The sequence below is a fragment of the Liquorilactobacillus aquaticus DSM 21051 genome, from assembly GCF_001436755.1.
In the GTDB taxonomy this organism is placed as follows: domain Bacteria; phylum Bacillota; class Bacilli; order Lactobacillales; family Lactobacillaceae; genus Liquorilactobacillus; species Liquorilactobacillus aquaticus.
In genome coordinates this window covers 36,994-63,716 of sequence record NZ_AYZD01000015.1, presented here as the reverse complement: position 1 = coordinate 63,716, position 26,723 = coordinate 36,994, and the positions used below count along the sequence as shown (strand labels likewise).

At 35.2% G+C, this 26,723-nt stretch carries 28 protein-coding genes, 1 tRNA gene and 1 riboswitch; of the genes, 24 read left to right on the top strand and 5 right to left on the bottom strand.

Annotated features, from left to right (window positions below; genetic code table 11):
* Positions 1-2: 2 nt before the first annotated feature.
* From FC19_RS03705 to rihC, 8 genes are all read left to right on the top strand, one after another.
* Positions 3-620, top strand: a complete 618-nt coding sequence (locus FC19_RS03705) for a YpmS family protein (protein WP_057875648.1) — start codon at positions 3-5, stop codon at positions 618-620.
* Positions 621-642: 22 nt separating this feature from the next.
* Positions 643-867, top strand: a complete 225-nt coding sequence (locus FC19_RS03700) for a YozE family protein (RefSeq protein WP_057875647.1) — start codon at positions 643-645, stop codon at positions 865-867.
* Between the two features lie 31 nt (positions 868-898).
* Entirely contained in the window at positions 899-2,362 is a 1,464-nt protein-coding gene (locus tag FC19_RS03695) for a S41 family peptidase (RefSeq protein ID WP_057875646.1), read from the top strand.
* Positions 2,363-2,633: 271 nt separating this feature from the next.
* Positions 2,634-3,389, top strand: coding sequence for a hypothetical protein (locus tag FC19_RS03690; protein ID WP_057875645.1), 756 nt, complete (start codon positions 2,634-2,636; stop codon positions 3,387-3,389).
* Between the two features lie 24 nt (positions 3,390-3,413).
* Positions 3,414-4,109: an AAA family ATPase gene (locus tag FC19_RS03685; RefSeq protein ID WP_057875644.1), complete on the top strand. Its 696-nt coding sequence runs from the start codon at positions 3,414-3,416 to the stop codon at positions 4,107-4,109.
* Positions 4,110-4,418: 309 nt separating this feature from the next.
* Positions 4,419-4,712: a hypothetical protein gene (locus tag FC19_RS03680; RefSeq protein WP_057875643.1), complete on the top strand. Its 294-nt coding sequence runs from the start codon at positions 4,419-4,421 to the stop codon at positions 4,710-4,712.
* Between the two features lie 124 nt (positions 4,713-4,836).
* Positions 4,837-6,063 (top strand): NupC/NupG family nucleoside CNT transporter, encoded by a 1,227-nt coding sequence (locus FC19_RS03675; protein ID WP_057875642.1) that lies wholly within the window; start codon positions 4,837-4,839, stop codon positions 6,061-6,063.
* Between the two features lie 33 nt (positions 6,064-6,096).
* Entirely contained in the window at positions 6,097-7,017 is a 921-nt protein-coding gene (rihC, locus tag FC19_RS03670; protein WP_057875641.1) for a ribonucleoside hydrolase RihC, read from the top strand.
* Between the two features lie 168 nt (positions 7,018-7,185).
* On the opposite strand, the gene FC19_RS03665 is transcribed toward rihC, so the two are convergent.
* Positions 7,186-8,514 carry a replication-associated recombination protein A gene (locus FC19_RS03665; protein ID WP_057875640.1) on the bottom strand — a complete coding sequence of 443 codons (1,329 nt, stop codon included), beginning with the start codon at positions 8,512-8,514 and terminating at the stop codon, positions 7,186-7,188.
* Positions 8,515-8,730: 216 nt separating this feature from the next.
* Between FC19_RS03665 and FC19_RS03660 the strand changes: the two genes are divergently transcribed.
* From FC19_RS03660 to FC19_RS03650, 3 genes are all read left to right on the top strand, one after another.
* Complete coding sequence (locus tag FC19_RS03660; RefSeq protein ID WP_057875639.1) at positions 8,731-9,906, top strand: DUF998 domain-containing protein; 1,176 nt, start codon at positions 8,731-8,733, stop codon at positions 9,904-9,906.
* Positions 9,907-10,093: 187 nt separating this feature from the next.
* Complete coding sequence (locus FC19_RS03655; RefSeq protein ID WP_057875638.1) at positions 10,094-10,627, top strand: GNAT family N-acetyltransferase; 534 nt, start codon at positions 10,094-10,096, stop codon at positions 10,625-10,627.
* Between the two features lie 108 nt (positions 10,628-10,735).
* Positions 10,736-11,221, top strand: coding sequence for a GNAT family N-acetyltransferase (locus FC19_RS03650; RefSeq protein ID WP_057875637.1), 486 nt, complete (start codon positions 10,736-10,738; stop codon positions 11,219-11,221).
* Positions 11,222-11,374: 153 nt separating this feature from the next.
* On the opposite strand, the gene FC19_RS03645 is transcribed toward FC19_RS03650, so the two are convergent.
* On the bottom strand, positions 11,375-13,174 hold the full coding sequence (locus FC19_RS03645; RefSeq protein ID WP_057875636.1) for a hypothetical protein: 1,800 nt from the start codon (positions 13,172-13,174) through the stop codon (positions 11,375-11,377).
* Positions 13,175-13,625: 451 nt separating this feature from the next.
* Positions 13,626-13,705, top strand: a riboswitch (ZMP/ZTP riboswitch).
* Positions 13,706-13,777: 72 nt separating this feature from the next.
* On the opposite strand from FC19_RS03645, the gene folB reads away from it, so the two are divergent.
* The 5 genes from folB to FC19_RS03620 are packed head-to-tail and all read left to right on the top strand — an operon-like array spanning position 13,778 to position 18,162.
* Complete coding sequence (gene folB, locus FC19_RS03640; RefSeq protein WP_057875635.1) at positions 13,778-14,134, top strand: dihydroneopterin aldolase; 357 nt, start codon at positions 13,778-13,780, stop codon at positions 14,132-14,134.
* A gap of 1 nt (position 14,135) precedes the next feature.
* Entirely contained in the window at positions 14,136-15,191 is a 1,056-nt protein-coding gene (folE, locus tag FC19_RS03635; protein WP_057875634.1) for a GTP cyclohydrolase I FolE, read from the top strand.
* A gap of 25 nt (positions 15,192-15,216) precedes the next feature.
* Positions 15,217-16,569, top strand: a complete 1,353-nt coding sequence (locus FC19_RS03630; protein WP_057875633.1) for a bifunctional folylpolyglutamate synthase/dihydrofolate synthase — start codon at positions 15,217-15,219, stop codon at positions 16,567-16,569.
* Positions 16,532-17,605 (top strand): dihydropteroate synthase, encoded by a 1,074-nt coding sequence (folP, locus tag FC19_RS03625; RefSeq protein WP_057875632.1) that lies wholly within the window; start codon positions 16,532-16,534, stop codon positions 17,603-17,605. Before FC19_RS03630 ends, folP begins: the two co-directional genes overlap by 38 nt.
* A 17-nt stretch (positions 17,606-17,622) precedes the next feature.
* On the top strand, positions 17,623-18,162 hold the full coding sequence (locus tag FC19_RS03620; RefSeq protein ID WP_083488339.1) for an NUDIX domain-containing protein: 540 nt from the start codon (positions 17,623-17,625) through the stop codon (positions 18,160-18,162).
* A 213-nt stretch (positions 18,163-18,375) separates the two neighbouring features.
* Here FC19_RS03620 and FC19_RS03615 read toward each other — a convergent pair.
* Positions 18,376-18,448, bottom strand: a tRNA-Ala gene (locus FC19_RS03615).
* A gap of 237 nt (positions 18,449-18,685) precedes the next feature.
* Between FC19_RS03615 and FC19_RS03610 the strand changes: the two genes are divergently transcribed.
* The 3 genes from FC19_RS03610 to FC19_RS03600 all read left to right on the top strand — a co-directional run bounded on the left by FC19_RS03610 (position 18,686) and on the right by FC19_RS03600 (position 21,908).
* Positions 18,686-19,630 carry a methyl-accepting chemotaxis protein gene (locus FC19_RS03610; protein WP_057875631.1) on the top strand — a complete coding sequence of 315 codons (945 nt, stop codon included), beginning with the start codon at positions 18,686-18,688 and terminating at the stop codon, positions 19,628-19,630.
* 326 nt (positions 19,631-19,956) lie between these two features.
* Positions 19,957-20,385 (top strand): universal stress protein, encoded by a 429-nt coding sequence (locus tag FC19_RS03605; protein ID WP_057875630.1) that lies wholly within the window; start codon positions 19,957-19,959, stop codon positions 20,383-20,385.
* A 314-nt stretch (positions 20,386-20,699) separates the two neighbouring features.
* On the top strand, positions 20,700-21,908 hold the full coding sequence (locus FC19_RS03600) for an MFS transporter (RefSeq protein ID WP_057875629.1): 1,209 nt from the start codon (positions 20,700-20,702) through the stop codon (positions 21,906-21,908).
* A 251-nt stretch (positions 21,909-22,159) separates the two neighbouring features.
* On the opposite strand, the gene msrB is transcribed toward FC19_RS03600, so the two are convergent.
* Positions 22,160-22,591: a peptide-methionine (R)-S-oxide reductase MsrB gene (gene msrB / locus FC19_RS03595; RefSeq protein WP_057875628.1), complete on the bottom strand. Its 432-nt coding sequence runs from the start codon at positions 22,589-22,591 to the stop codon at positions 22,160-22,162.
* 44 nt (positions 22,592-22,635) lie between these two features.
* A complete protein-coding gene (locus tag FC19_RS11675; protein WP_057875627.1) occupies positions 22,636-22,905 on the bottom strand; it encodes a hypothetical protein in 270 nt (89 codons plus the stop codon).
* Positions 22,906-23,959: 1,054 nt separating this feature from the next.
* Between FC19_RS11675 and FC19_RS11670 the strand changes: the two genes are divergently transcribed.
* The 5 genes from FC19_RS11670 (at position 23,960) to FC19_RS11455 (ending at position 26,505) form a co-directional block, all read left to right on the top strand.
* Positions 23,960-24,100, top strand: coding sequence for a type 1 glutamine amidotransferase family protein (locus FC19_RS11670; RefSeq protein ID WP_201782308.1), 141 nt, complete (start codon positions 23,960-23,962; stop codon positions 24,098-24,100).
* Between the two features lie 510 nt (positions 24,101-24,610).
* Entirely contained in the window at positions 24,611-25,174 is a 564-nt protein-coding gene (locus tag FC19_RS03585) for a GNAT family N-acetyltransferase (RefSeq protein WP_057875626.1), read from the top strand.
* A 302-nt stretch (positions 25,175-25,476) separates the two neighbouring features.
* Complete coding sequence (locus FC19_RS03580) at positions 25,477-25,710, top strand: helix-turn-helix transcriptional regulator (protein ID WP_057875625.1); 234 nt, start codon at positions 25,477-25,479, stop codon at positions 25,708-25,710.
* On the top strand, positions 25,691-26,131 hold the full coding sequence (locus tag FC19_RS03575; RefSeq protein ID WP_057875624.1) for a DUF2178 domain-containing protein: 441 nt from the start codon (positions 25,691-25,693) through the stop codon (positions 26,129-26,131). The genes FC19_RS03580 and FC19_RS03575 overlap by 20 nt, the downstream gene beginning before the upstream one ends.
* Positions 26,132-26,346: 215 nt before the next feature.
* Complete coding sequence (locus tag FC19_RS11455) at positions 26,347-26,505, top strand: hypothetical protein (protein ID WP_157061252.1); 159 nt, start codon at positions 26,347-26,349, stop codon at positions 26,503-26,505.
* Positions 26,506-26,723: the final 218 nt, after the last annotated feature.

The window sequence follows — 26,723 nt, the reverse complement described above, 5'->3', positions numbered from 1 at the left end:
TTATGAAGCGTTCAGTAAATGATAAACAGAAGAAAAAAGTAAATATTTGGAAATGGGCTTTTATTGTTCTTGCCGCCTTTTTAGTAGGATGTACGCTCTTTGTGTTTAAACAAGCAACCAAGCAAAATACGGTTCAAAGAGACGTTGTCACTGCAACAAAAAATAGTTCCAGCAACCACACTTCGATTAATGTCAGTATGAATAAAAAGCAATTAAATGGAACAATCAATTATTATCTAAAGCAACAGCAAAAAGGTCAGAAGATAAAATACCGTTTTTATGTTGGAGATGCAGCAATTTTAATGGGGACAACTAAAATTTTAGGTCAAAATGTCTCTTTTTCACTGTATACAATGCCTACGGTAACAAAAGATGGAAATATTCGTTTGCATGCTGAATCAGTTGCGATAGGTTCGTTGAGTGCACCTACCTCATTTATTTTAAATTACGTTCGAAATAACTATAATTTAGGCAGTGGAATAACTATCAATAGTAAGCAAAAGACGATCACGTTGAATTTAAGCAAAATGACTAATAAACAAAAAATAACGGTTAGGGCGCAAAAAATAGATTTAAAAAATGATGACTTTCGTTTTAAAGTTGATGTACCATTAGAGTAATGGTTCATAAGAGGTGAAGTAGATGTATCGTAAGAGCTTTTATCAATATTTAATGACTGAAAGAAATCCGGATAATACTGATGAAGTTGCACAATTTGCAAATAATGCATTTTATGACCAAAGTTTTCCAAAACATTCGCAAGACTACGAGGAAGTTTCGCAGTACCTTGAATTAAGCGGGGAGTATTTACCAAGTATGACAATTTTTGATCAGGCTTGGCAGATGTATCTTGAAAAAATGAATTAAAAAAATAAAAACAGTTAGAGGGATAGAGTTAATGTTTAAAAAGAAGGAAAGAGAAGATACTGTACTTGAAAAACAGAATAAGGGAAAATCTAAAAAAAGATACAGCTTACTGACAGTCGTTATTGTTGGTGTGCTGGCTTTATTAGTAGGTAGTGGTTCGATTTTTTATATAATGGATCAAAAGCTGACAGCTGCACAGCAAACCAATAGCTCAATGAGTAAAATTGAAGCTGTGTATTCAACACTGTATAATAACTATTACCAACATGTGAGTCGTAAGAAACTGGAAAATGGTGCTTTAAACGGAATGGTAAATGCTTTAGGGGATCCATTCTCTGAATACATGTCAAAATCGGAGACACAGTCTTTAAATGATACTATTTCCAGCAGCTTTACTGGAATTGGGGCAGAGGTTAGAAAAAATGGCGATGAAATTCAAATCGTGTCGCCAATTGATGGGACTCCTGCGGAGAAGGCTGGTTTAAAAGCAAATGATGTAATTCAAAAGATTGATGGTAAGTCTATGTCAGGTGTTTCTTTGAGTAAAGCTGTTTCCTATATAAGAGGTAAAAAGGGGACAAAGGTAACACTGACAATTAAACGGGGCTCCGAAACATTTACAAAAACATTAGTCCGGGATACAATACCAGTCAAAACCGTTACTGGAAAGTTAGACAGTGAGCATAAAACGGTCGGTTATATTCGAGTTTCGACTTTTTCAGAAAAAACAGCTGCAGAATTTAAGAGTGAAATTAAATCTTTGCGTAAAAAAGGTGCAAAGTCGTTTGTAATTGATATGCGAGATAATCCTGGCGGACTGATGGATCAGGCATTGGCAATGTCATCAATGTTCCTTAAAGATGGTAAAACAATTATGCAGGTTCAAACACGAGATCAATCACCAGAAGTCTTTAAGGCGGGTAAAAAGTATGACGGTGGTTTTAAAGTAAAGGAAAAAACGGTTGTTTTGATTAATGGCGGAAGTGCCAGTGCAGCTGAAATCTTTTCAGGAGCTTTGAATCAGTCAGCTAATATTAAGTTGATTGGAACAAAATCTTATGGAAAAGGAACAGTTCAGAACACTGTGCCTTTCAGTGATAAAACTGAACTAAAAGTCACGATTGCTAAATGGTTGACTCCTGATGGTTCGTGGATTCATCATAAAGGTTTGCAGCCAACTATCAAGAGAGATTTTCCAAGCTATGCATACCAGACTGCAATCAACACGAAAAAAACTTACCAAAAAGGTGAGGTTTCTGATCAAATCAAGAAAATTCAGGTGCTTTTAAAGGCTTTGGGTTATGGGCCAGACAAAGCTAACGGATATTTTGATACTGATACACAGGATGCGATCAAGAAATTCCAAGCTGATAATAAGTTAGAAGAAACAGGTACTGCCGATAAATCAACAATTGAAAAACTTGAAGGGAAGATAGCTGAGAAACTCACAAATAGTGACAATGCTTATCAAACCGCTGTTGATGAGGTAAAATAACAGGCTAATTCTAAAAAAAGTTTTAATTTCAACTATTAGATCATTAAAATTTGTAGTATCTGTTCGTTAATTCATTACCGTATATGTGCTAAGTGAAAAACACAAATTCTAATCTAAGAGATTACGACAGAAGATGTCGTGGTCTCTTTTTTTGGCTTACAAAGAAATATTTGGCCTAACTATTACTTTGCTTCTATTCAGGTAAGCACAAAATTAGTTTAAAAATGTGTTATAATTAGCCTAATTTTACAAAATGAAAGAGGGATTTTGTGTGGAAAAAATAAAAACACTTTGTCGTGTCTATATTACTGATAGTTTTGATAATAAAGTGGTGTTTTGTTATACTCTGCTATTTCCTGCACTTTATTTTGTCTATATGAACTTTAAACAGATACGCCAAGCTCATCATTATTCAATCAATGAAATTTCAAATGTATTTCAACCATACTGGGCCTACATAATTTTTATTTCATTGCTCAATACAGTGATTGTTACCACTATCGTCCAGCGAGAATCTGGTTATTATAAGGAGTTTTATTTTATTGTAGGTTCAAAATGGCTTATTTTTGTTGCAAATTTCATTATACAAGTTGCGTTTATTTTGGTTGAGCTATTATTATTTACTATTTTAGGAATGGTACTGTTACGCAGCTGGCACTTCAGTATTTTGTTTAGCAGCTTGTTGGGGGGGATTTTAGCGGTTATTCCTGTAACATTAGGATTGAGCATTCTTTTCGTTTTTCGAATCAAAGTACAGTCGCTTTCTGTTATTGGAACGTTGCTCTTTTTTGTACTTTGTTATATAGCGGCACTGCCGAGCAAGACACCGCTGTTTCACTTAATGTCATTATTGAATCCTTATAAGTATACTATAGTCTTGATAGGCCTGTCGGATAGCTTTGTTAATAATGGAAATATTAGTTTTAGTTCTTTGATCCAATTACTGATCGTAACAGTTGCCTTTTGCTTGATTGGATTGAAGGGATTTTCTAAATTTGACATTCGTCCAATATTAGACAGACTCTAGATCTGAGGGAGGAAAATTAATTATATGGAAATCACTAACTTATCTTTTTCATATCAAGAACGCTTGATTTACGATGGGCTGAATATCAAGTTTAAAGATGGCATTCCAAATATTGTTATTGGCCCTAATGGAACTGGGAAAACGACTCTTTTAGACACACTTGCACGTTTGAATCCACCAGACACCTATGCTGCACTGGTTAATGTGCCCAGTACTAAAGAAATTGGTTACCAATTGCAAAGGACGCTATTTTACCCCACGCTAACGGTGAAACAGACATTAAATATGTACCAAAAAATAGATCATGCGGGTGGGGCTGTACCAACCGAATTAATGAACAAAGTTTTCACTACGGTGTTAAAACCGCTTGAATCAATTAAGATGGGCAAGCTTTCTGGCGGCGAAAGACGAATAGTCTTAACCTACGGGACCTGTTTGCTAAATCGTAAGCTTTATTTGTTCGATGAGCCTTTAAGCGGCATTGATCCTAGCAATGCCACTTTAATTATGGACATGCTTTGTTCACTTGCTGAAAAAAGTACAGTAATAATGACGACGCATCAATTAGAGCAGTTGAAGAATAGAAGATCTCAGATTATTGGTCTTAACCAGGGACACTGTGTTTTTAGTGGAACGTATACAGATTTGCTGGAATTAGAAGACACACAAGATATTAGTGAGGCCTACAGCAACTTAATAAACAGCAGCAGAGCGAGATAAATCTGCGAAATAAAGCTGAAGATGTAATTTCAACAAAGTGAAGTGTTCAAGGTTAATAATTAATAAAACTTTCCAGAACTATGTTCTGAATGTCCTACTTACCTTGTGCTTAAATGTTATCTGAAATATTCATATTTACAGTATTGATGTTAATTACCGAAAGAGGCTTTAATTCAAACCTAGATTTTCTGCTTTTCAGAAATGAGCTAACAACAATTAGCCAAGTATTAGAATGAAGATGTATAAAGCTATATAAAGGGCTTACATAAATGGTATAATGAACTCAGCGATATACTAGGGAGGGCAGTTATGAGCAATGAAGAGCATGTTCGCAGAACAAAAATTGTGCAACAAATAAAAGAATTGCATCGAGAGATACAGGTACAGCAGTATGAGCTTGCTCATAAATATGATAGATTAGATAATCTGTATCAGCTGTTAGACAAGCCACAAGACTCGTTTTCACAAAATCATGAGGAACCTAGTGAAAAGGCTGCCAGTAAAGAAATACCTAGTGCCGGCTTTTCGGAAAAAACATTACGGGAGCTGCAAAAGTATAAGTCGCCTGAACGTATAAAATGGTGGAAATTTTTTTGGAAGTAAAGAACCGCTGGCTTTCTTGATAATTTCAGTAGGCGAAAAAGATTGTAATAATTTTATGTTGAATTTAAGTTTGTTATACTAACAGATGAAGATTTTAATATTTTTTATAGAGGAGATTGGAATTTTGTTTTTATTAGTGAATATTTTGGGCTTTTTTGTTTTCTTAGGTATAGCATTTCTATGTTCTAACGACCGTAGCTCCATTAAATGGAGATCTGTTTTCATTGTTGTTTGTTTAGAGGTTTTCCTTGCTTGGTTTTTTATGAAGTTCAGTGCAGGACGTGAGGTGGTGCATGCAGCGGCTGACGGTTTTAGCTGGTTGGTAGCTGTGGCAAACAAAGGAATTGCATTTGCTTTACCTGACTGGTTGGCTCCTACGACTGGCTCACCTAATTTTGTGACCAGCGCTCTCTTACCAATTTTGTTAGTTGTACCTTTGTTTGATATTTTGACGTACATAGGTCTGCTTCCATGGCTTGTAAAATGGATAGGTCGTGGTTTATCATTTATAACCCATCAACCGCGATTTGAAGCTTTTTTTTCTGTTGAAATGATGTTTCTGGGGAATACGGAAGTTTTGGCTGTCTCTAAGGATCAGTTGCAGCAAATGAGCGCTAAACGTAATTTTACTTTGGCGATGATGTCAATGAGCTGTGTTACTTCGGCAATTATTGGTTCATATATAAAAATGGTCCCTGGTCAGTATGTTTTAACCGCCATACCTTTGAATATCTTGGGATCAATCGCAATTGCGGCAATCTTGAACCCGGTGACTGTCCCGGCTGATGAAGATATCGTTGTTTCAATTAACAAGAACAAAGATCAAAAACGCGAACCTTTCTTTTCATTTTTGGGTGATTCAATTTTGAACGCGGGAAAGTTGATCTTGATTATAACTGCAACCGTAATTGCTTATGTCTCGCTGGCAGCGTTAATAAATCAACTATTCAGTTTGACGGGATTGAGTTGGTTGACGCTTGAAAATATTTTCGGTATTATTTTGTTCCCATTTGCCTGGTTACTAGGTTTTGACGTGAATCAAGCATTCCAGATTGCTCAATATATGGGGACCAAATTAGTTACTAATGAATTTGTTGTTATGGGTGAGATAACCAAAAATATTATGGCGCAAAAAGGTCTCTTCGCTAATGAGCATGCACGTGTTGTTTTAACTGTTTTCCTGACTAGCTTTGCTAATTTTGGGACATTAGGAATGATAATCGGTGCATTTAAGGGATTAGTTTCAAAAGAAAAAACAAATTACATTTCGAGTAGAGTTCCGCAAATGTTATTAGCAGGTGTTCTAGTTTCACTATTATCAGCGGCTAGTGCAGGATTGTTTGCTTGGTAAATTTCATTAAGGAAAAAGTAAAGGAGTTTTATTATGCCACGTTCAGTTATATTAGATATGGATCCCGGAATAGATGATGCAGCTGCCATTGCTGTTGCACTTAATAATCCTGAGCTAGATGTTAAGTTAATTACCACAGTAGCCGGAAATGTTAGTGTTGATAAGACAACAGCTAATGCCCTAAAGCTGGTAGACTTTTTTGATAAGAAAGTTTCCGTTGCAAAAGGTGCAGCCGCACCTTTAAAGAAAAAGTTTGAGGATGCTGCAGCAATTCACGGGGAAACGGGGTTGCCTGGATACACTTTTCCTGAACCCAAAAGCGTAATTAGTGATTTAACAGCAGTAGAAGCTATTGCACATGTGTTAAAACAAAATGAACAGCAGATAACATTGATTGCGACAGGAGCTTATACAAATATTGCACATTTTATTTTAAAATATCCTGAGATGCTTTCAAAAATTGATGAGTTAATTTTGATGGGTGGATCTATTTCGGGTGGTAATGCCAGTTCTGTTGCTGAATTTAATATTTTTACAGATCCAGATGCAGCAAAGATCGTTTTCGAAAGTGGTTTGAATATAACTATGATTGGGCTTGATGTTACGCTCAAAGCCTTAATCAGTAAGCAAACTTCAGATAAGCTTGCAGAGCTAGGCGAAGCTGGCAAAATGCTTCATGGTATCATTAATGCATATGGAGACATCCATGAAGGTGGAAAGCCAATGCATGATGTTATTACGATTTTATACGCATTACATCCAGAAGTTATTAAACTTCAAAAAGAATATATTGATGTTGTAACTGAAGGACCAGCGATCGGAGCAACGGTTGCGGATGTTTTGCATCGGTGGCACGCCGCAGAGGCTTATAATGCTAAGGTCGGTGTTGATATTGACGCTGCTTTTTTCAATGATTGGTTTCTTAATCAAGTTAGATTAATGAACAGAAGGTAGTTAAGAGGATCGACAAAAAATTTCAAATTTATGGTACATCTAAGGCGCCATCTCTGAATAAAGCTTTTACATTATTCTTGAGGTGGCGTCTTAAATTTTCATTAGTAGAGCTAATTAAGTTTAGCAACAATAGTTTATTGCACCATGGTTAAAGCATTAGATAACATTTTAGGTATTATCGTGGTGCTCGTGCCATCTTTTGATATGGGCCAATCGCTTTTTGAAACGATCTTCATTACCTTGCTCGCTCGGAAAATAGTATTCATGATCTTGAAGCGATGGTGGCATAGTTTTCATGGTTGTTAGTTTGTCTTTTTTTTGATGTGCATACTGATAGTTGCTGCCATATCCTAAATCATTCATTAATTTAGTGGGTGCGTTTCGAATTTGAAGAGGAACGGGCTCATTAGGGAAAGTCTTAACATCTTCGCTGGCCTTAAGCCGGGCCTTGTAGACTGAATTAGATTTAGGTGCCATTGCTAGATAAATGACTGCTTCTGTTAAATGAATATCGCATTCAGGCATCCCAAGATAGCGGCATGCTTGAAAAACATCGATCGCTAAGCTTAAAGATTTTGTGTCTGCAAGACCGATGTCTTCACTGGCAAAGCGAACTAAGCGGCGGGCGATATATATCGGATCCTCACCGGCATCAAGCATTCGGCTGAGCCAATAAATTGCTGCGTCCACATCACTATTACGCATTGATTTGTGTAATGCAGAAATGATATTATAATGTTCTTCTCCTTTTTTGTCATACAAGAGAGAAGTTCGGTTGATCAGTTGTTTTAAGCCACTAGGATTAATGATTATTCTAGAGCCCTTTTTAGAGCTATTCAAAACTGCCATTTCAAGAGTGTTGAGTGCGACTCTGCCATCGCCGTTTGAAAATGCGGCAATGGCTTCTAAGGCTTTGTCTGAAATGGAAAGGTCGATCTTACCGAATCCTTCAGGACTATTGATTGCGGACTTCAGTAATCGAATGATATCCGAACTTATTAGCGGTTTTAAGACAAAAACTTTACATCTTGATAGTAAGGCAGCGTTAATTTCAAAGGAAGGATTTTCTGTGGTTGCACCAATCAGAATGATGCTTCCGCGTTCAACATAGGGTAAGAAAACATCTTGCTGAGCTTTATTGAAACGATGGATTTCATCAATAAAAACAATTGTTTTCTGTCCGAGATCTTGGTCTAAATCTGCCCCTTTCATAATTTCACGTATTTTACGAATACTACTTGAAACGGCACTGAATTGTATGAAATGTGCCTGAGAACGGTGGGCGATAATTTCAGCTAAAGTTGTTTTACCAACTCCTGGAGGACCCCAGAAAATAAGCGATGTTAGTTGATCAGTTTCAATTAGTTCGCGCAAAATTTTTCCCTTGCCAAGAAGATGTTGCTGACCGACGAAATCTTCTAGTTTTCTAGGCCGTATTCTGCTGGCGAGTGGTTGACTATTATTTTTGTTATTTGTAAATAAAGAACCTTGCTTCATGTTATAACCTCCTCGCATTTTAAAAGCAACTTTGTGTTTAAATTGTTGCTACAATGCCCATAATATAGTACTTGTGCTAGAAAATCAGTATAATTGCCTATCTCAAGGAAGTTTTTTAACGGTTGTGCAGCCTAGCAGTGATAATGTATAGTAGTATGTAGGTTGTTAAGAATTGGTTAATTTAGTATTAAAGAATATATGAAAAAGGTGCCTATTATGGATCAAAATAAATCAAAAATTGTGTTACCGGTACAAGTTGTTGAGAAACTTAATCTAAAAAAGGGCGATAAGGTTGAAGTCTCCTTTTCAGACAAAGCCGAAAAACAGGTCGTAGTTCAACCTTTGCACCAAGCTGCAGACAGACGCTCTGTTTCGATCTTACGTTTTTTTATACCTTCTGTAGTGTCTACAATAGTTTTTTTTGCGTATTTTTTTTATCAAAGAAAATACCAAATTCCACTTGCAGGGAGCGAATCTATTGCGAGTCTGACGATTTCTTTGGGAATGCTGACCGGATCACTTTCTTTCGCATTTTTTTATCTTAAAGATCGAAAACGAATTCAGGGATGGTTTGGGAAAAAACTTTATTGGCGTAGTTTCCTGACCATTCTCTTGTCGTTTACAACTATTCTGGCGATTAGTCTGTTGTGTTTCTTTTGGTTAATTGAGATTCTCTTTAAAGGATCATCATTTGACTTATTTACTTCTACCTATATGTTCTTATTATTCAGCAATGTTATCAATTATCTTATGATTTATGCGGCGACTAACATATCTTCGTCTGTCATTTTTAAAATATTAATCGTAGTAATTGTTGGTGGAGCACTAGCTTCAATGATTACTAATAGTAATAAAAGATGGTGGGAGCACAATATAAGTTTTTTGGGGACAGATCAAGCCAGCAATAGTTGGCAATTTAATATAACACTTATTGTTTCGGCATTGTTATTGATAGCATTGGTAGACTTTATTTTTGCATCTCTAAAAGAACAGTTTCCAAACAATAGACGGTTGACATCTCTCAAAACGCTGTTAATCTTATTTTCAATCTTCTTAGCAGGTGTGGGGGTTTTCGCAAATAATGGAACGGGATTATCGCATAGATTGCATACACACTCTGCATCATTATTAGTCTATCTGCTGATTATCACTATAGCGTCTATTCATTTTTTATTACCATCTATTACTAAAGAGTTTAGAATTATTTCTTATGTGATTGGTCTAGGTTTGATGGTTAATTCTATCTTATTCCAACCCATCGGCTATTTTTCATTGACTGCTTTTGAACTAATTGCGTTCATTCTTGCGTTTAGTTGGATATTGCTTTTATTGCAAATACTTCAAGAAATGACTCAAATTGAAAAAAATGTTTTTGAAATTACGATACAATAAACTAAAAATTTAGCGAGATAAAAATTAGGTCGTGCTCTGTATACTGATTGACAATACAAAAGATAGAGGATAGCATATTCTCAAGTAAAACTGCGAATAACGAATGTTGAAACAGATTATTACGTAAACATTTGTTCAGAAGTGTAAGCGGAGAATTTAAATTAAAAGCGAAAAGGAGAAAGATACAATGACTGTCAAGTTTGTGAGAAAAGCTGTTAAAGATGATATTACTACAATTATGAGTATCCTTCAGAAAGCAAAAAAATTTCTGGCTGAGGAAAATATTCCACAGTGGCAGAATGGTTATCCAGACCTTAAGGTGGCAGAAGATGATATTAGTAAGGGTTATGCATATGTTCTGATTGTTGGAAAGTCAGTGGCTGGAGTAGCGACTTTGTTTCAAGAGGAAGATTCCAATTATCATAAAATATATGCGGGCGAATGGGCCCACCAAAAAAAGATGGAAAGATATACATCTATACATCGAATTGCAATTGATGAAAACTATCGGGGTGAGCATTTAAGCGACTTTTTCTTTAGCAATCTCTTGACAATTGCTTATCAACTTGGATTCAGACAGGTTAGGATTGACACGCATGTTTTAAATAAACGGATGCAGCATATTATTGATAAGGCTGGTTTTAACTATGCAGGGGTCGTGTATATGGATGATAATTCTGAAGATAGGAGAAATGCTTACCAGCTTTTTTTGGCAGGCTAGACAATTAACTTATTAAGACTAACTTTTTTAGAGACATACCCAGCTTATGAACGGTAAACTGGGCTGTTTTTTTACAAATTTTAGCGTTTTTTACGGAGGATAAATTTTATGAGGATAAGAAAAATTGAGAGTAGAGATGATAAAGAAATTAAACAAATAATTCAGCAGACATTAAGTGAATTTAATGATGCAAAACGTGGTTCTGCGTATTTTGATCCACAATTGAACTATTTAGCTGAATATTATGCGTCTCAGTCAGAAAGAGCGTTTTATTGGGTCATTGAAGATGAGAGAACCAACACAATATTAGGCGGTGGCGGTATCGGCCCGTTCACCGATGAAGTTGCTGAACTGCAAAAGGTGTATTTTTTGCCGGAAAGCCGCGGCTTAGGTTTAGGTAAAAAGATAATAGCGCTAGCTGAAGAAAAGGCAAAGGAATTCGGTTATAAAAAGCTTTATATAGAAACATTTGCAAATTTAGCGCGCGCGGTTCGATTATATAAGTACATGGGATTTAATCAATTAGCGAAGCCATTGGCTCAGACAGAACATAATGCATGTGATCTCTGGTTTGAAAAAAAATTAACTGACTGACTTCGAAGCAAAAATAACGGGCTTTGCAACTTTATTTTGCTGCAAAGCCCGTTATTTAATGCATTCTAAGTATATTGTTAATTCTGAATTGTGCTTCTGCTTGAATAAATTATTTTTTCGAGATCGATGTCTACGCTCAGGCTTTTGTCTTTTTTAGCGTCTAGATGTACCTTTTTTTAAGGTTAATGTACTTAATAGCTTGTTTTGATGGAGCCTGTCTTTTTTCAAAGAATTAAAATAAAAAAGATAAATGATAATTATCCAAACAGTGCAAGCCAGCACCTGCAACCAAATCTCAAACTGTTGTTTTTTGATAATGATTTTAAAAGTATTGTTTCCAGGATGAATTCTGGCTAGAAAGGTTCCGCGCATAGATTTTTTAATTTTTTGCTGATGATTGTTAATCATGAGTTTGTAGTAACCACCAGCGTAATACAGTATTGGTAAGCTGATCGTTCTGGTTTTGGTGCTGTATATTTTAAAAGTTATCTGATTTTTTTTAAATGAAACAGGGGGCATCTTTTTCTTCCAACCGTTTTTCCCTAATATTTCGTTATGAAGAATAGATGATTTATGCAGGTAACTCTTGTAGGGATAGTAATCAGTATGTGCAGCTGTATTATTCAGATTGGAAAAATAGCTGTGATAACATTTCCCAAGAAGAATGAATTGTGGTTGCTTATTTTTTTGACCAGCGTGCTTAATAAACTGATAAGTATGAATTTCTTTATAGTGACTATAATATTCTGCTCCCAGACCGGGAAGTGCAAGTGTAAAGAGTGACAAAAGCAGCAGCATATCAAAGGAAATGTATTTGATATGAACTTTACTGAAAAGAAGATATGCCAGCCATGAGCCGTTTAAAGCCATAAAAATTGCGGCAATGCTCAAGAGACGCCATGGAAACTGGATAATAGCAGCTGGTGTCTGCTGGAAGTCTTCCCATGGGAACAAGGTCGTTGTACTAATACTGAGAATGATCAGTAAGACCAAGCTTTTTTGATACAAAGGAGGAGTAATCCGCCAAAGAGCAAGTGAAACTATAATAATAATAATCAGCAAAATACCAAGGCTCATATTTAACTGATTTTTTAAGCAAAGTTGTATGAACTTTCGCAATCCAGGTAAACGGCTATCCGGGCTGCGGAGCAAGTCGTATTTTTTGGGGAAGCGAATGTGATTTTGAAGACTTATTTTGACCATCGGATAGATTTCAAAAATGGTTAGCAAAAAAATTGTAATTACTGCTTTTAAAGCATCAAAAAGACGTTGAACCTTGTTGGGTACTTTAGAAAAAAGCGCGATTATAAATAATAATGCACCAACAGAAAGAATCAAAAGTGTTGATAAAATATGACTGTATGCAATTAAGGTAACTCCAATAACGACGAGATACCAGCGACACCTGTTTCGAAAAAAGAGTTCATAAAATCCCAGCAAAGCAATTGGAAAGAAAAGCATCGCTATCCATTCACCAAGGTCGAAGCGATTAAAGATGTCTGTCAAATGATAAACAGAGAAAATGTACAGAATAGCAAAAAAACTAGCTTGTGGAACATTTCTTTTTGTAAAACTAAGCATCGAATAATAGCTTATCAGTAGTCCTATGTAGGTATATATGATTACGCCTGTGTAATATGCGAGTATTGAATTAGTAATAGCCAAACGTATTAGTGCAAAGGGAATCAAAGTTGCGTTTGGATAGAAAAATTGTGTGGCTGTTCCGACATTTCGAAAGGATGAGAAACTAAATAAATTCGAAAGGTTGTTATGATAACTAAAAGCATGCACAATTTCATTGATTCGTGATAAATGGAATTTCATGTCGCCGCCACCGTACCAATATCCCTTGGAAGCAAAGATATAAACACTTATGAAAGATAACAGAATGAAAATTAGATGCAAGCCAGCTTTTTTAGCCAGATTAGATCTTGGAATACGTAAATAATTCATATAGAGACAACTCCTACTTTTCTAGTGATAGTTGAACTTTGCTGTTTGTCAAAAGATTGTTGTTATCTCTATATTGTGAAAGACAAATAATATGGTTTTATTAAGTAGTATTAAATTATTTATTATTAAAGCATAATAGAAATTATTTTTTTCTTTCAATATGAACAAATCATAATATAAGCTTAATGTTAGTTTGCAGCCTTATTAGGGTAAAATGCTTTTTTGCGTAACGTTTAAGGCGAATTTAGCCTTAAAAAGGACAATGCATATTTTTTTTCATTAATGGTCAACAAAAAATTTTAGAAAAAAACACAATTTTGTGTTGTGGATGCTGGTCAAACCACATAAATTTCTTACAACAGTAGACAGAGTTGTGTATTTTTTTTAGAATAGTGTGGTCCTATTGAATTATATTGACAATTAAATTGAACAATGATATTTTGAACTACAGCGAGAGTTGTATTACTGGCGGAAGTGGACTGACCACACGGAGTATGACTCTATATAATGTCGACCGCCTGGGCACTTCTGCTTTCATGCTGGGGTGCCTTTTTTGTTGTATTTAGACGTTACACGCATATTAAAAAGGGGAAACGACGGAGAATGTATAAAATTAGAATCAATAATATGAGATTTCACAGTCATATTGGTGTATATCAGGAAGAAAAAAGAATAGGGCAAAGTATTGAAGTGAGTCTTGAAGTCAAACTCAATGTTGATGAGAAAAAAATTAATGATCAAGTTGAAAATACTATTAATTATGCTGATTTTTATGAAACAATTGCAAAGATCATAAAAAGGAGCAAAGCTGATTTGATTGAGACGCTTGCTCTAGAAATAATAGAAGAAGTAAAGCTAACAGACAAAGAGAAAATTGAAATGGTCAAAGTCAACTTAAGAAAAATGAGTGTTCCGATTGAAGGAATTTTTGATAATGTTGAGATAGAGATGGAGCGTTAAAATGGAAAGTATATATTTGAGTTTAGGAAGTAACATTGGTGATAGACAAAACTATTTGAAAAAAGCGCTTGAACATTTGGGCAGCGAGAGTCGGCTAATAATTGATAAAGTTTCTAATTATTATGAGACGGCTCCCGTTGGAGGAGTTGAACAGGATGCTTTTTTGAATATCGCGGCAAAGATCTATACAACTTGTACACCTGAAGAACTTCTAAACATTATTCACAAAGTGGAAGCGAAGCTAAATCGTTCACGTAAAGTTCACTGGGGTCCACGAACCTTGGATATAGATATCATTTTTTGGGGGGATAGAAGTATTAACAATGAAAAACTAATTATTCCTCATAAAGAAACATTTAAGCGATTGTTTGTTTTAATTCCATTGCTTGATATTTATGACAAGAGCTCAATTTTTTATAAAAAAATAAAACAAAGCATCACATTTTTAAAACAAACAGAAAAAGAACAAAAAGTGATTAGGGTTCCTGAAAAGGAAGAAAACACGCAGACGATTAAACGTGTTGTGAAAGAATTGCTGCTTGCAATTGGAGATGATCCACAACGAGAAGGGGTACGCGAGACACCAAGAAGAGTAGCTGAAATGTATCAGGAAATTTTTTCTTCACAAAATCAGAATGAGTTTCAAGAGTATAAAGTTTTTGAAACTCCTAAAAGAGATAACTCTCAAATGGTTTTAGTCAAAGATATTTCTTTTTATTCAATGTGCGAGCACCATATGTTGCCTTTCTTCGGTAAGGCACATGTTGCTTATATTCCCAGAAATGGCAGGATTATTGGATTGAGTAAAATACCGCGTCTGGTTGATTTTGTGTCACGGAGATTAAGTCTGCAAGAAAAAATAACAAGTGATATTGCTGATACTTTGATGGAAATCTTAGATCCTGTCGGAGTTGCGGTTGTTGTTGAGGCTCGGCATATGTGTGTTGAAATGCGTGGTGTGAAGAAAAGTAATTCATTGACAAGGACAACCTACTTCACAGGTGATTTTAATTCGAATGCTCAGTTGCGCGCTGAATTTTTGAGAGTTCTTAATTAAGTTGTGTTAGGAAGATATAAAAATTATGGTTAATAATTCAGAAAAAAAATTACCACGTTTTCTTTATGGACAGGGAGATCGAATTGCATTAATCAAAAAAGTTTTGCAACACTTTGGTCAACCAGATAAAGATTTCGCTATTATTCATGTTTGTGGGACCAACGGTAAAGGTTCCACCTGTTCGATGGTTGAGGCGTTGCTGCGGAATATGGGCTACAGAACAGGTCTGTTCACAAGTCCTTTTATCATGAATGTGACAGAAAGTATTCGAATAAACAACAAAATGCTGTCTGAAGTTAAGCTTGCAGATTATATAAGTACAATTGAAGATGCACTGGAGAAGATGGAGCTTAGTAGAACGACTCTATCTTCTTTTGAGATGCTTTTTACAGCGGCAATGCTTTGTTTTTCAGATAACAAGGTTGAGTATGTAGTTCTAGAATGTGGACTAGGTGGGGAGTTAGATGCTACTAATGCTGTCATTCAAACGGCGTACTCTGTTTTTACAAAAATCGGCTTAGACCATACTAAAATTTTAGGAGAGACAATTTCGGAGATCGCAGCGACGAAATCAAAGATTATACGTGAAAAGTCAGATGTAATCGTTGCGCCGAATCAGCGGCAGCAAGCTCTTGATATTATAAAAAAGCAAGCACAAAAACAGCGTGCGCGAATTTATCAGGCAGACAAGCTGGACTTGGTTGTTGTTAAAACAAGGAAAACTTCTCAAAGAATGCGGTTAAAATTCAACGATAATTTTTTTGAATTTGAGTACTCTTTGCTCGGCACATATCAAAAGGAAAATCTCGCGACAGTGCTGACCTGGCTTAAAGTTTTTATTTCTAAGCAAAAATGCAAAATTAATTGCCCCAACTTGCTGAAGAAAACAATGTCTAACTTAGCAATCCCCGGTAGATTTGAAAGAATCAGTGAGGAACCAGTGGTTATTCTTGATGCAGCACATAACCTTGACGGAATCAAGGCCTTTGTCAAAACTGTCAATGCTTTGTATCCGGACGTCGAGAAAAAAGTTATTGTTGGTTTCTTGAAGGATAAAGATTTCAAACATTGTTTGGCAGAACTTATTAAATTAAAGAAAGCTTCCTTTGTTTTAACTGAACCAGATAATCCTGAACGCAAGTTATCTGCGAGAAAACTACAAGAAAATTTTTGCGCACTCAGTAGCCAATGTCCGCCTGCTTTCGATGATCCAAAAGATGCACTTGCATATGCACTGAAAACGAATAATAACAAAAACTCGCTTATATTAGTCGTGGGATCATTTTATGTGTTAAAGGTGATTCGCAGTTGTTTTGTTGATAGAAAGGGGAATTACAAAGTTGATTATCAAGAAGGAAACAAGCGATTGGGAAAATAAATTTGTTGATCGAATAACTGTGGATTTTTACGGGACTTCACATGAAATAAAAAAGCTAGTTGTTTTATTGGTTGAAGAAAAAGCTCAATTCAGAGTTAGGGGGAACGAAATAAGTGTGGTGGCCACGACTGCGATATTAAAACAATTAATCTCTAAATGGCCTGCTGTTTTTGAAACAGATACTAAAATTTTGAGAAGTATACTTCAGGATAGTCGTGTTTTTTTCAAAGGAAACAATTTTTCGTTTGATGTGACAACAGATCCGCTAATTTACTCAATTTTAAACATTACACCGGATTCTTTTTATGATGGTGGAGTTAATACAGATATTGAGATGGTTTTGAGAAAAATTGAGAAAGAAAAGCAGGCAGGGGCTTCTATTTTTGAATTAGGTGGGAAATCTTCAAAGCCAAATTTTGCAGACATCAGTGCTGAAGAAGAATGGGCACGAATTGCTCCTTATATTAAGGAAATCAAAAAATCATTTCCAGATATTATCTTAGCACTTGATTCTAACACTGATGATGTTATTGAACGAGCCTTGAACGAAGGAATACAGATTATAAATGACATTGATGGGTTTGAGTCTGAGCGGAAACTTGAGTTAGTTAGTGAATACCATCCGGCTGTCGTAACAATGTTCAATGGACGCAATAATCCTGAAAATAGTCAAACCTTTCAAAAAGATCTGAAAAAGTATTTTATGAATTCAATTGCAAAATTAAGCGAATGTGGGTTGGATATGAGCAGCATTGTGATTGATCCTGGAGTTGGTTTTTCTAATGTTCGTGTGCTGAAATTTGATCTCTTGAAAATGAAAGCAATTGAATTGCTCTCAGAATTGAATGTGCCATTGATGATCGCTATTTCACGAAAAAGTTTTACGAGTAAACTATTTGATTTAAAGGAAGATGAGCGTTTAATTCCAACACTGTTATTTGAGAGTTGTATGGTTCGAGCTGGAGGACGGATTTTGCGTGTTCATGATGTTAAAGAGACGAAAGAAATGATTGAAATTCTCAAAATATTCAAATAAAAAAGGGAGTTTTTAAAGTGAGTATCAAAAATTATTTGCTAGAGTCACTTGATAGCTTGAAGGATAAGAGATTGCCATGGGTAAACACAAAAAAGTTGGAGCGGATCAGAAATAAAGTTCTGGCGGCTGACACTGGTGATTTAAGAAATCGAAAAAGTGCGCTGCATTTGTCTGCCAGTGCCGTTGTTTTTGATCAACGACGTTGTTTTTTTGTATTGCATCCCTATTTGAAAAAAGTGCTTCTCCCAGCGGGGCATGTCGAAGATAAGGAAGCCCCTTTTGACTGTGCTGTTAGAGAATTTGAAGAGGAGACAGGAAGAAAAGCTATTTTAGCAACAGAAGCAACGGAAAGTCTGATCGATATTAACTTGATCTACATCCCACGAAACCCCCTGAAAAATGAGTTGAGCCACTTTCATGTGGATTTAAGATATCATTTGTATTTCGATTCGGAGTATCTAACTGATATGGGTGCAGAATTACCAGTTTATAATCTTAGTAAAGAACAGGCGCCAGCTGAATTTCAAAAATATTATGTTCTTTTAAAAGAGCAATGAGCATCTTTGTTATAATTCAAAGAATTATGGAAATAGTTTAATTTTAGCTGTTGGTAAAATCGCAGTAGGATTTGTGCTAAGAACAACAATGATTTAACACAAAAAAACACTGTAAATCTTATCAATAAGTTAGAACAGACAAGATTTACAGTGCTCCCTTTAAAGTGGCTGACAAATTAAAAACTGGTCTTAACACAACGCTAGTATCTTCAATGGATCATGCCGGACTTGAACCGGCGACCTCCTACATGCGAAGCAGGCGCTCTCCCAACTGAGCTAATAACCCGTATACGAATAGTATTTTAACATAGTTATTTACTATACGCAAAGGGTGAAATAAATATTCCTTTTTTGTTCTCAAAATTATTTCCCAACTGAATTTAGCTGAAATAATCAAAATTTATGACTTATTTTGCTTAAATCTGAATCGAAGTAACCGATTAATAACCTTAGCAGCCGCAATATTTTTTAGGGCAGTTTATTTTAAACAAGTATCTTATTTTGCTGAGGGAGTTTTTCAAATATGGAGACTGAACAAATAGTTAAAACAGCAATTTCGACGGCATTTTCAAGTAAACTAGCAATTATTCTTTTTGATACTAGTCGAAAAGTTATTTATACAACGCCACTTTTTGCTAAAATACTGGGCTACAATGTCCAGGAACTAATGGAGCTGCATCATCAAGATCTATGTTTTTCAAGTTTTTCAAAGAGCAATGCCTATCATATTTTTTGGAATAATCTGCTAAACGGGCAAAGTTTTCAAGATCGAATTATTCGTAAAAGCAAATACAATAAAAAAGTATATCTTGAAGCAAATTATTTTCCTATTACCGATGATAAAAAACATGTTATATCAGTAATGAAAGTCTGTTTTGATATTACTGAACGTACAAAAAAATCAAATGAGGCCTTAAATGTTGTTCAAAATATTTCATCAACCTTAAATGATTTATCCAAAACGGGACAAAGCAAATTATCTTCTTTGCAACAAGATATGCATGAAATAATGGATTACTCCGAAAAAAATAAAGAAACAAGCGCAGTATTATCCAAACAAGCGGCTCAAGCAGATGGAATTATTAATGCTATTCGGGAAATTTCACGTCAAACAAATATGTTGGCAATAAATGCAGCAATTGAAGCGGCTAGAGCAGGTGAACATGGTCAAGGATTTAATGTTGTCGCAAAAGAGATTCGGGAACTGTCTTCGCAGGTTCATGAAGAGGCTATTAATATCCAGGATCGAATCGGTCATATTGCTCAACAGGTTCAAGGCATTTCGACTAGTTCTGAAAAAACATTGAATATGATATCATCCACCCATCAAATAATGGAAGAAAATAAACAATCTTATGACGTTCTGACGGATGAATCGTCAGAGCTGCGAAATTCTGTTAATGAGCTAAATAAACTATTTACTGTCAATCATGGGAATAACGATCCAGAGCTGGCTGACAAAGATTAAAATTTTTTTGAGTAATTAACTCCTAATTAAGAGTTATTCTTAATGAGATTTTCCGAAGTTGCTTAGAGGGTTATCTTTTTTCGTAAGTGCGTCAATTAGTTTCTTAATGCAAGTACAGAAATTAGACTATAATTTTGCCCCTACCTTAGGACATCATACACATCTTTTTTAAATAAAAATGTTACAATAAAGATATGAAGTATGGCATTTGCAGAGTAAAAGGACTTTTGTTGTCTAGTAAAGTAGCTGTTGTTTTGAATGTAGCCAGTCTTATTATGAGAAAGAAATTTTAAGCTGGTAAGTGTTCTATACAAGGGGGTATTTTTATGGCTTATAAACGCATTTTGGTCGGTTTAGATGGTTCAAAGCAAGCAGATCTTGCTTATGATACAGCTTGTGATTTAGCAAAAACATTTTCTTCAAAGCTCTACTTGCTTTGGGTCGTTAACCGAGATCGTGGAATGGATCTGTCTTTTAGAGTTAGTGATGATTTTTACCAAGATCAAGCTCAAAAAGCCAATCAAGAAATAAAACCGTATGTTGAGAAAGCCAAACAGTCGGGAATAGATGTCACGGGTACGGTTATTATAGGGAATACTAAGACAGTTCTTGCAACTTCTTTTCCGCAAGGAAATGAGATCGATTTGATTGTTTTGGGGGATACTGGATTGAATGCATTAGAAAAGGTAATGGTTGGTTCTCATACAAGCTATGTCCTGCGAAATGCAGATTGTGCCGTTTTAGTAGTGAAGTGATTGCAGTGGGTAATCTTAAACTTTTTGAGAGGCATTCCCATTTTTGTGCCTAGCTGTTTTTTAGTGAGAAAATTATTTCAGAAAAAAGCGAAGAGTTGCGATAAGCGTTCAATCATGTCGCAGCTCTTTTTGTTTTGCATGACTTTGCTACAGCAGCTTGAAAAGTCTTGTTAATTAGTAGTGGATAAAAATTAAGTTTGAGAATTCTTTAGGTGCATTGAACAAGCAGTTGACAAGACACCCCACGATAGTGTTTACTAAGATTACAGGTTTTGACCAGGGTGTCAAGACACTAATTTTAGGGGGTTAAAAGAATGTTACCAAAGAAGCATACACCTAAATCGTTATTAGCTATAACTGGTTTAGCGTGGCTGTTTGATGCAATGGATGTTGGGATGCTTTCATTTGTAATTGCAGCACTCAAAACAGAATGGAATCTGAGCGAAATTCAATTAGGTTGGATAGGTAGTGTGAGTTCAATCGGGATGGCTATTGGCGCCGTTTTTTTTGGAATTTTAGCAGATCGAATCGGCAGAAAAGATGTTCTAATTATAACTTTGCTGGTTTTTTCAATTGGAACGGGATTGTCCGCTTTAACTACAGGGTATCTCGCTTTTATAATCTTACGTTTTTTTGTAGGAGCTGGCTTAGGTGGAGAACTGCCAGTTGCTTCTACGTTGGTTTCTGAAAACGTTCCGGTCGAAAGCCGTGGAAGGACAGTAGTTCTACTGGAAAGTTTTTGGGCAGGCGGTTGGTTAGTTGCAGCTATTATTTCATATTTTGTTATTCCAACATGGGGGTGGCGAATTGCATTAATAATTTCTGCCTTAACAGCATTTTACGCACTTTATTTACGCTATGGTCTGCATGAATCGCAAAATTATGTTAGAAAATATGTGATTACTGAACGACCTAAAATTATTGACTCTTTGAAGGATCTTTGGAAACCTGACTATTTTCGAGCAACTTTGATGCTTTGGGTTGTCTGGTTCATGGTTGTCTTTTCATATTATGGGATGTTTTTATGGCTCCCAAGTGTTCTTGTGCTTAAAGGTCATAGTATGATTCATAGTTTTGGGTATACTTTGATTATGACTTTGGCACAGCTGCCTGGTTATTTTGTTGCTGCTTGGTTGGTCGAACGTTTGGGACGCAAATGGGTATTATCACTTTTCCTGATGGGCACGGCTGTAAGCGCACTTGGTTTTGGAAATGCCAACAGCATAAGTTCTATCTTAACTTTTGGAATATTGTTATCCTTTTTCAATTTAGGTGCCTGGGGTACGCTTTATGCTTATTCACCAGAGCAGTATCCGTTAGCAATTCGTGGTACAGGGACAGGTATAGCTGCTGGTGTTGGACGAATTGGCGGAGTATTGGGACCGATTATGGTTGGAACTCTAATCAGTAAGGGGACCTCTTTTACGGCGATTTTTGGTATTTTCTGTGCTTCAATTCTCGTAGCTGTTATCACGATCATTTTCTGGGGACAGGAAACAATGGGGAAAATCATAGACGACTAGAGATTTGAAATGCTTCGTGCTGGCATTTGGTTAATTCAATAAAATTCAGCTGCACTTACGTTTCATGATAGTGAAGAAGAAAAAAAACTGACATTGGTTTCTAAACAATTTATATGTAAATTGTTTAGAAACTGTATACAAAAAGCCGCTTTTTAGAAGTGTGAAACAGCTTTTCAAAGTTTGAAAAAATAACTTTAAAAAACTCAGCTACTCTTAAGAAACGGTTTTTTATTATATTTAAAAAATAGAATTTAATCAAATAATTGGCGATATTTGCTGTAACCTGCTTTATCCAAATCTTTTACAGAGATAAACTTTAAAGCAGCGGAATTTATACAGTAACGTAATCCGCCTTCGGCAGCAGGGCCATCTTCGAAAACATGTCCTAAGTGCGACTGAGCATTTTTACTTTTAACTTCTGTCCGTGTCATTAAGAGTGAATTATCAGTGTTCTCTGTAATGTTATCTCGATCGATTGGTTTGGTGAAGGAAGGCCATCCACAACCAGCATCATATTTATCTCTTGAACTAAAGAGGGGTTGTCCGCTCACTATATCGACATAGATTCCATCTTCATAGAAATCATCATATTTTCCAGAAAATGGTCGTTCGGTAGCTGCATGCTGAGTTACTTCATAGGCCTCCTTTGAAAGGCGTTTTTTTAACTCTTTTTTGTTTTCCATCACAGTCTCGCTCCTTTGAGGCCTCTAAAAAGTACTTATAGATATTACAATGAGTATCTTACCAGAGTATACAGTAAATTCAAGTAATCGAGCTTAAGCAACTTTGAATAAGAAGGAAACTTTACCCCCCAAGTGGTACGCACAGAATCTAAAATATGTGCAATACCGTGAGATAAAGCTAACTGCTCATCATTATGAACTGGCTCAATATAATTTTGCATATCTGCAATTTCGTAGCATAAAGCTTTGTTTTCATCACCAACTGAAAGAAGCTCAGTTTCTTGTTGGTGTGTATTCGCTGTGTATAAATCCAATCAGATTGGTTTTTTGACCATCGATAGGAAAATTTAAAATGCATAAATAAATTAATCCAAAAAGAAGACAGTTGAGTATGCTGATTTAAAAAAACATAAAAAGTATTCTTCACTAGCATATATCTTTATTAACTAGTTAGGATGATTTTTCTTATGCTAGAAACTGAAGTTTGTTTTATCGGACACTTAAAAATAAGTAAATCTAAAGTGCTCAATTTCAGAGATATTTGCTATATACAATAAAACTTTCAACTTAGTATAAATACTATTCGATTGATAGCTTTTAATTGTATGTTTGCAGTGCATAATAAAAAGTTGCATATGGCAAATAAAGCGCATTTTAATGCTTTGCTGTAAGCTTAACAGCATTTTCTAGGAAAATTAATTAGAATTTTTCTCTTTAGGGAGTAAGGAAAACCTAGCACGCACGAATGCCAAATTTCCACTAACTTTGATTTGGATTTTCGAGCAACCATTTAGGCACTTACTATACTAGTATATGAGATTCAAGTAATGCTAACGAAATGCTGGAACTAAGTGTTAATATCATACTAAGCAAACAATAAAAAGAAGCCATGGCTATTGAAGGGGTACTTACAAAGTCATGGTTTCTAAATGCGATTTTCCAAAAACGCAAAGCAAGTTAACGATTATCAGTTAGGTCTTTCCTGCGCTAAAATATCTTTGCTGACAATCAAGTAAGCTCAAGAACAAACATTCGGAAGAGAATATAGTAATTTTTTGTAGACAACAGCAAAAATGGTAGTCAATTTCTTAGAAGCTGTATCTAAAAAGACACTCAGTATCTACTGATATATCACAATGCTAATGTGACTCAATCGATAACTTACAAGACTATGGTACATAAATTAAATAGATTGTGCAATGATTATTAATCAAAAAACTTAATAATATCAATTTAAAACGTTTTTTAAACTAGACTTTGAAACTAATTGAACAATCAGAAGTGACGTAGTGACTGAATGCAAATGTTATATTTACATTAAATAATTTTTTAATGTTTAAATTTATTTAAGATTAAGGAGGAATATTTATGAACATTAATATACTTTTGTTTCAGTTTTTTGAGCCGCTAGATGGTTTCGGACCTGCTGAAGTATTTGAACATACCGTTGGCTTTGAAGTGAGATATTTTTCATTGGCTAACCAGCAGATTAAGACATACAATAAATAATCTTTCTCTTTTACCGATCTCTAAGAAAAAAATAAGCACGGATGATATATTGCTGATACCTGGAGGACCTGGGACAAGAAAACTTATTTCTGACCAAAAATTTATAGAAGAGTTAGCTGAACTTGTTAGAGGCTCCAAACATCGCCTAAACGTTTAGACAGATGCAGCATTGTTGGGACAGACGGGTTTAATTGATGGCAGAAGTGCGACTTCAAATAAACGTTCTTTTGATTGGGTTCAAAAAATGAATCCGCAAGTTAATTGGAAAAGAAAGCCCGCTGGGTAGTAGACGGCAGGTTCTATTCGTCTTCTGGAATCTCGGCAGGAATTGACGTGGTACTCGGTTTTATATCCGATAGGTTAGGAAAAGAGATAGCTGGGAAAACAGCAAGAACAATTGAATATAATTGGGATTCTAACGCATTAAATGATCCATTTAGCAACTAGTGAGATAAAGATTTCAAAAAAATTTACTATAAACAAAAGTAACTACATAAGGAGTTGATTGTTTTGATGGCTTACAAAGTAGATTCTGACTTTTTTTTAGCTATTCCAAGACCCGATAAAGATGCAGCAAGATTGTTTCAGTTAATAGATATGGATCGTGTCTCCTTTAGAAAGTTTTTACCATGGGTCGATGCAATTAAAAGTTATAAAAACGAAGAGGATTTTCTAGCGAAAGTAAATATAAATTTTGGCAAGGGTATTTCTTTAAATCTAGTCATATGGTACCAACAGGAAATAGTTGGAATGATCAGTTTTAACCATTTAAATAAACTTGATGATTCAGCAGATATCGGTTATTGGTTAGGAAAGAATTATCGCAGAAGAGGTCTTATGACAAAAGCCGTTAAGGGAATTTGTAACATTGGATTTTCTGAGTATGCTTTAAATCGAATCGTTATCCGTGCTGCAATTGATAATGTGGACAGCAATGCAGTTGCTAAAAAGGAGGGTTTTACGCATGAAGGAATTCTTAGAAAAGGGGAAAAATTATTAGATGGGTATCATGACGAGAATATATATTCGCTGCTGCAAGATGAATGGAGGAGAATGAATGCTAGAGAAACTTGAGTCAAAAAATTTTTTTGAAAATTAGATTTACGAACGAAATTTTACAAAAAATAAAATTGCCTAGGCAGAAAATGTAATTTTTTGTGCATATCTTAGGCCGTGATCATTCTTTAATATTCAGAAGAGTTAAAAAGCAAGAATACTTATGTAGAGGTATTTGGTTTTCATGCAATTGATCCTCTACTAGTTATTCAGGGAGTGTAGTGATGTATCTAACGTGTTCTAAAAGTGTATTTGACTTCACATTAGAGTTTTGGTAGTATCTAATGTGAAATATATTTCACATTAGGAAGTAGACAGGTATGGACATTATTAATCAAGTAAAAAAATATCGGAAATCATATAACTTAACTCAAGAATCGTTGGCCCAGGCTGTTGGTGTATCTCGAAGAACGATTATTTCTTTAGAAAAGGGAAGCTATACACCCTCACTTTTACTGGCTTTTCAACTAGCTGATTTTTTAGAAGTTGATATCAATGAACTTTTTTATCTTGATAAGGAGTTGGGGGAAAAGCATGAAAAAAATAATTTTTGAACAAGTAGGAAATATTGGAATGGTGTTTCTGCTCGCAGTGGCATTGGCGCAAACTGTCAGTTCCTCTACTACAGGCAATATTTTATTCGGCAGTTGCTGGTTTTTCTTTTTAGTTTGGACTATTTTATTTGGTCTTTTGAAGTGGTTATATTCAAAATTTGGGAAAAAAGAAGGATATGATTTCATGGATGGAGAATTCAGCAGCAGGGATGAGCGGGAGAAGGTTGTGTCCAACAGAGCAGTAACATTTGCTTATAAAGCTACGATAACTTTATTACTCGTGGAATGTCTTGTTTTTGCTGGGTTGGACATTGATTCTTCATATTTGAAAATTATAGGAATATTTTTTTTGAGTGGAAGTATTATTTTTGGCTTTTTGGCATATATGTTAAGCTGGATTTTTTACAATTTAAAAATATAAACAAAAGGTTTCTGCTGTTTAAAAAAGCAGGATGTAGCGAAAAGTGGTCGACGAATCGAGCATTACCGGACAATTAGCATTTAGATATTCGACTTAAAATACATGAACAATACAGTACAAGTAACAAGAATTGCCGTAGCTGACTTTTCAAACAAAACGTTTTTAAAGATAACTGCAAAATAATGGAATTAGGGTGTGGCGACGGAGCTTTTTGGTTGAAAAATAAAAAACATTGGTCTAAAACATGGTCGATCATTTTTTCTGACCTCTCAAGCGGAATGCTTGAGAATACATCTAAAAAACTGCAGAATATTATTGAAGGCTTTTATCGATTTTTTGAATTTGGAAAAAGTAAAATAGGGTGGGGCTATTAAAATAACAAAGTCTACTGGATTGTTTGTCTCTAAATTTCCAAAGGTTGAATAGTCTTGAATTTGAAGTTACGGTGAATGCAAAATAAAAGTAGATGTTTACAAAAGAGAAAAAATTAATTTCAGGAGAGACTAGGAAACATCTCACAAAGAATTTGACTCTATTATTGAAAGTCATTAAAGCAGGGTTGACTTGCTTTTATTTTTTAATTAAGAAGGAC

What these genes read in the sequence shown, in the direction of transcription:
- FC19_RS03650 (WP_057875637.1), top strand. Translation starts at nt 10,736, where the DNA reads ATGAGGATAAGAAAAATTGAGAGTAGAGATGATAAAGAAATTAAACAA.
- FC19_RS03665 (WP_057875640.1), bottom strand. Translation starts at nt 8,514, where the DNA reads ATGAAGCAAGGTTCTTTATTTACAAATAACAAAAATAATAGTCAACCA.
- msrB (WP_057875628.1), bottom strand. Translation starts at nt 22,591, where the DNA reads ATGGAAAACAAAAAAGAGTTAAAAAAACGCCTTTCAAAGGAGGCCTAT.
- FC19_RS03630 (WP_057875633.1), top strand. Translation starts at nt 15,217, where the DNA reads ATGGTTAATAATTCAGAAAAAAAATTACCACGTTTTCTTTATGGACAG.
- FC19_RS03580 (WP_057875625.1), top strand. Translation starts at nt 25,477, where the DNA reads ATGGACATTATTAATCAAGTAAAAAAATATCGGAAATCATATAACTTA.
- FC19_RS03610 (WP_057875631.1), top strand. Translation starts at nt 18,686, where the DNA reads ATGGAGACTGAACAAATAGTTAAAACAGCAATTTCGACGGCATTTTCA.
- rihC (WP_057875641.1), top strand. Translation starts at nt 6,097, where the DNA reads ATGCCACGTTCAGTTATATTAGATATGGATCCCGGAATAGATGATGCA.
- FC19_RS03685 (WP_057875644.1), top strand. Translation starts at nt 3,414, where the DNA reads ATGGAAATCACTAACTTATCTTTTTCATATCAAGAACGCTTGATTTAC.
- FC19_RS11670 (WP_201782308.1), top strand. Translation starts at nt 23,960, where the DNA reads ATGAACATTAATATACTTTTGTTTCAGTTTTTTGAGCCGCTAGATGGT.
- FC19_RS03600 (WP_057875629.1), top strand. Translation starts at nt 20,700, where the DNA reads ATGTTACCAAAGAAGCATACACCTAAATCGTTATTAGCTATAACTGGT.
- FC19_RS03705 (WP_057875648.1), top strand. Translation starts at nt 3, where the DNA reads ATGAAGCGTTCAGTAAATGATAAACAGAAGAAAAAAGTAAATATTTGG.
- FC19_RS03680 (WP_057875643.1), top strand. Translation starts at nt 4,419, where the DNA reads ATGAGCAATGAAGAGCATGTTCGCAGAACAAAAATTGTGCAACAAATA.
- FC19_RS03605 (WP_057875630.1), top strand. Translation starts at nt 19,957, where the DNA reads ATGGCTTATAAACGCATTTTGGTCGGTTTAGATGGTTCAAAGCAAGCA.
- FC19_RS03645 (WP_057875636.1), bottom strand. Translation starts at nt 13,174, where the DNA reads ATGAATTATTTACGTATTCCAAGATCTAATCTGGCTAAAAAAGCTGGC.
- FC19_RS03700 (WP_057875647.1), top strand. Translation starts at nt 643, where the DNA reads ATGTATCGTAAGAGCTTTTATCAATATTTAATGACTGAAAGAAATCCG.
- folE (WP_057875634.1), top strand. Translation starts at nt 14,136, where the DNA reads ATGGAAAGTATATATTTGAGTTTAGGAAGTAACATTGGTGATAGACAA.
- FC19_RS03660 (WP_057875639.1), top strand. Translation starts at nt 8,731, where the DNA reads ATGGATCAAAATAAATCAAAAATTGTGTTACCGGTACAAGTTGTTGAG.
- FC19_RS03695 (WP_057875646.1), top strand. Translation starts at nt 899, where the DNA reads ATGTTTAAAAAGAAGGAAAGAGAAGATACTGTACTTGAAAAACAGAAT.
- FC19_RS03655 (WP_057875638.1), top strand. Translation starts at nt 10,094, where the DNA reads ATGACTGTCAAGTTTGTGAGAAAAGCTGTTAAAGATGATATTACTACA.
- FC19_RS03575 (WP_057875624.1), top strand. Translation starts at nt 25,691, where the DNA reads ATGAAAAAAATAATTTTTGAACAAGTAGGAAATATTGGAATGGTGTTT.
- folB (WP_057875635.1), top strand. Translation starts at nt 13,778, where the DNA reads ATGTATAAAATTAGAATCAATAATATGAGATTTCACAGTCATATTGGT.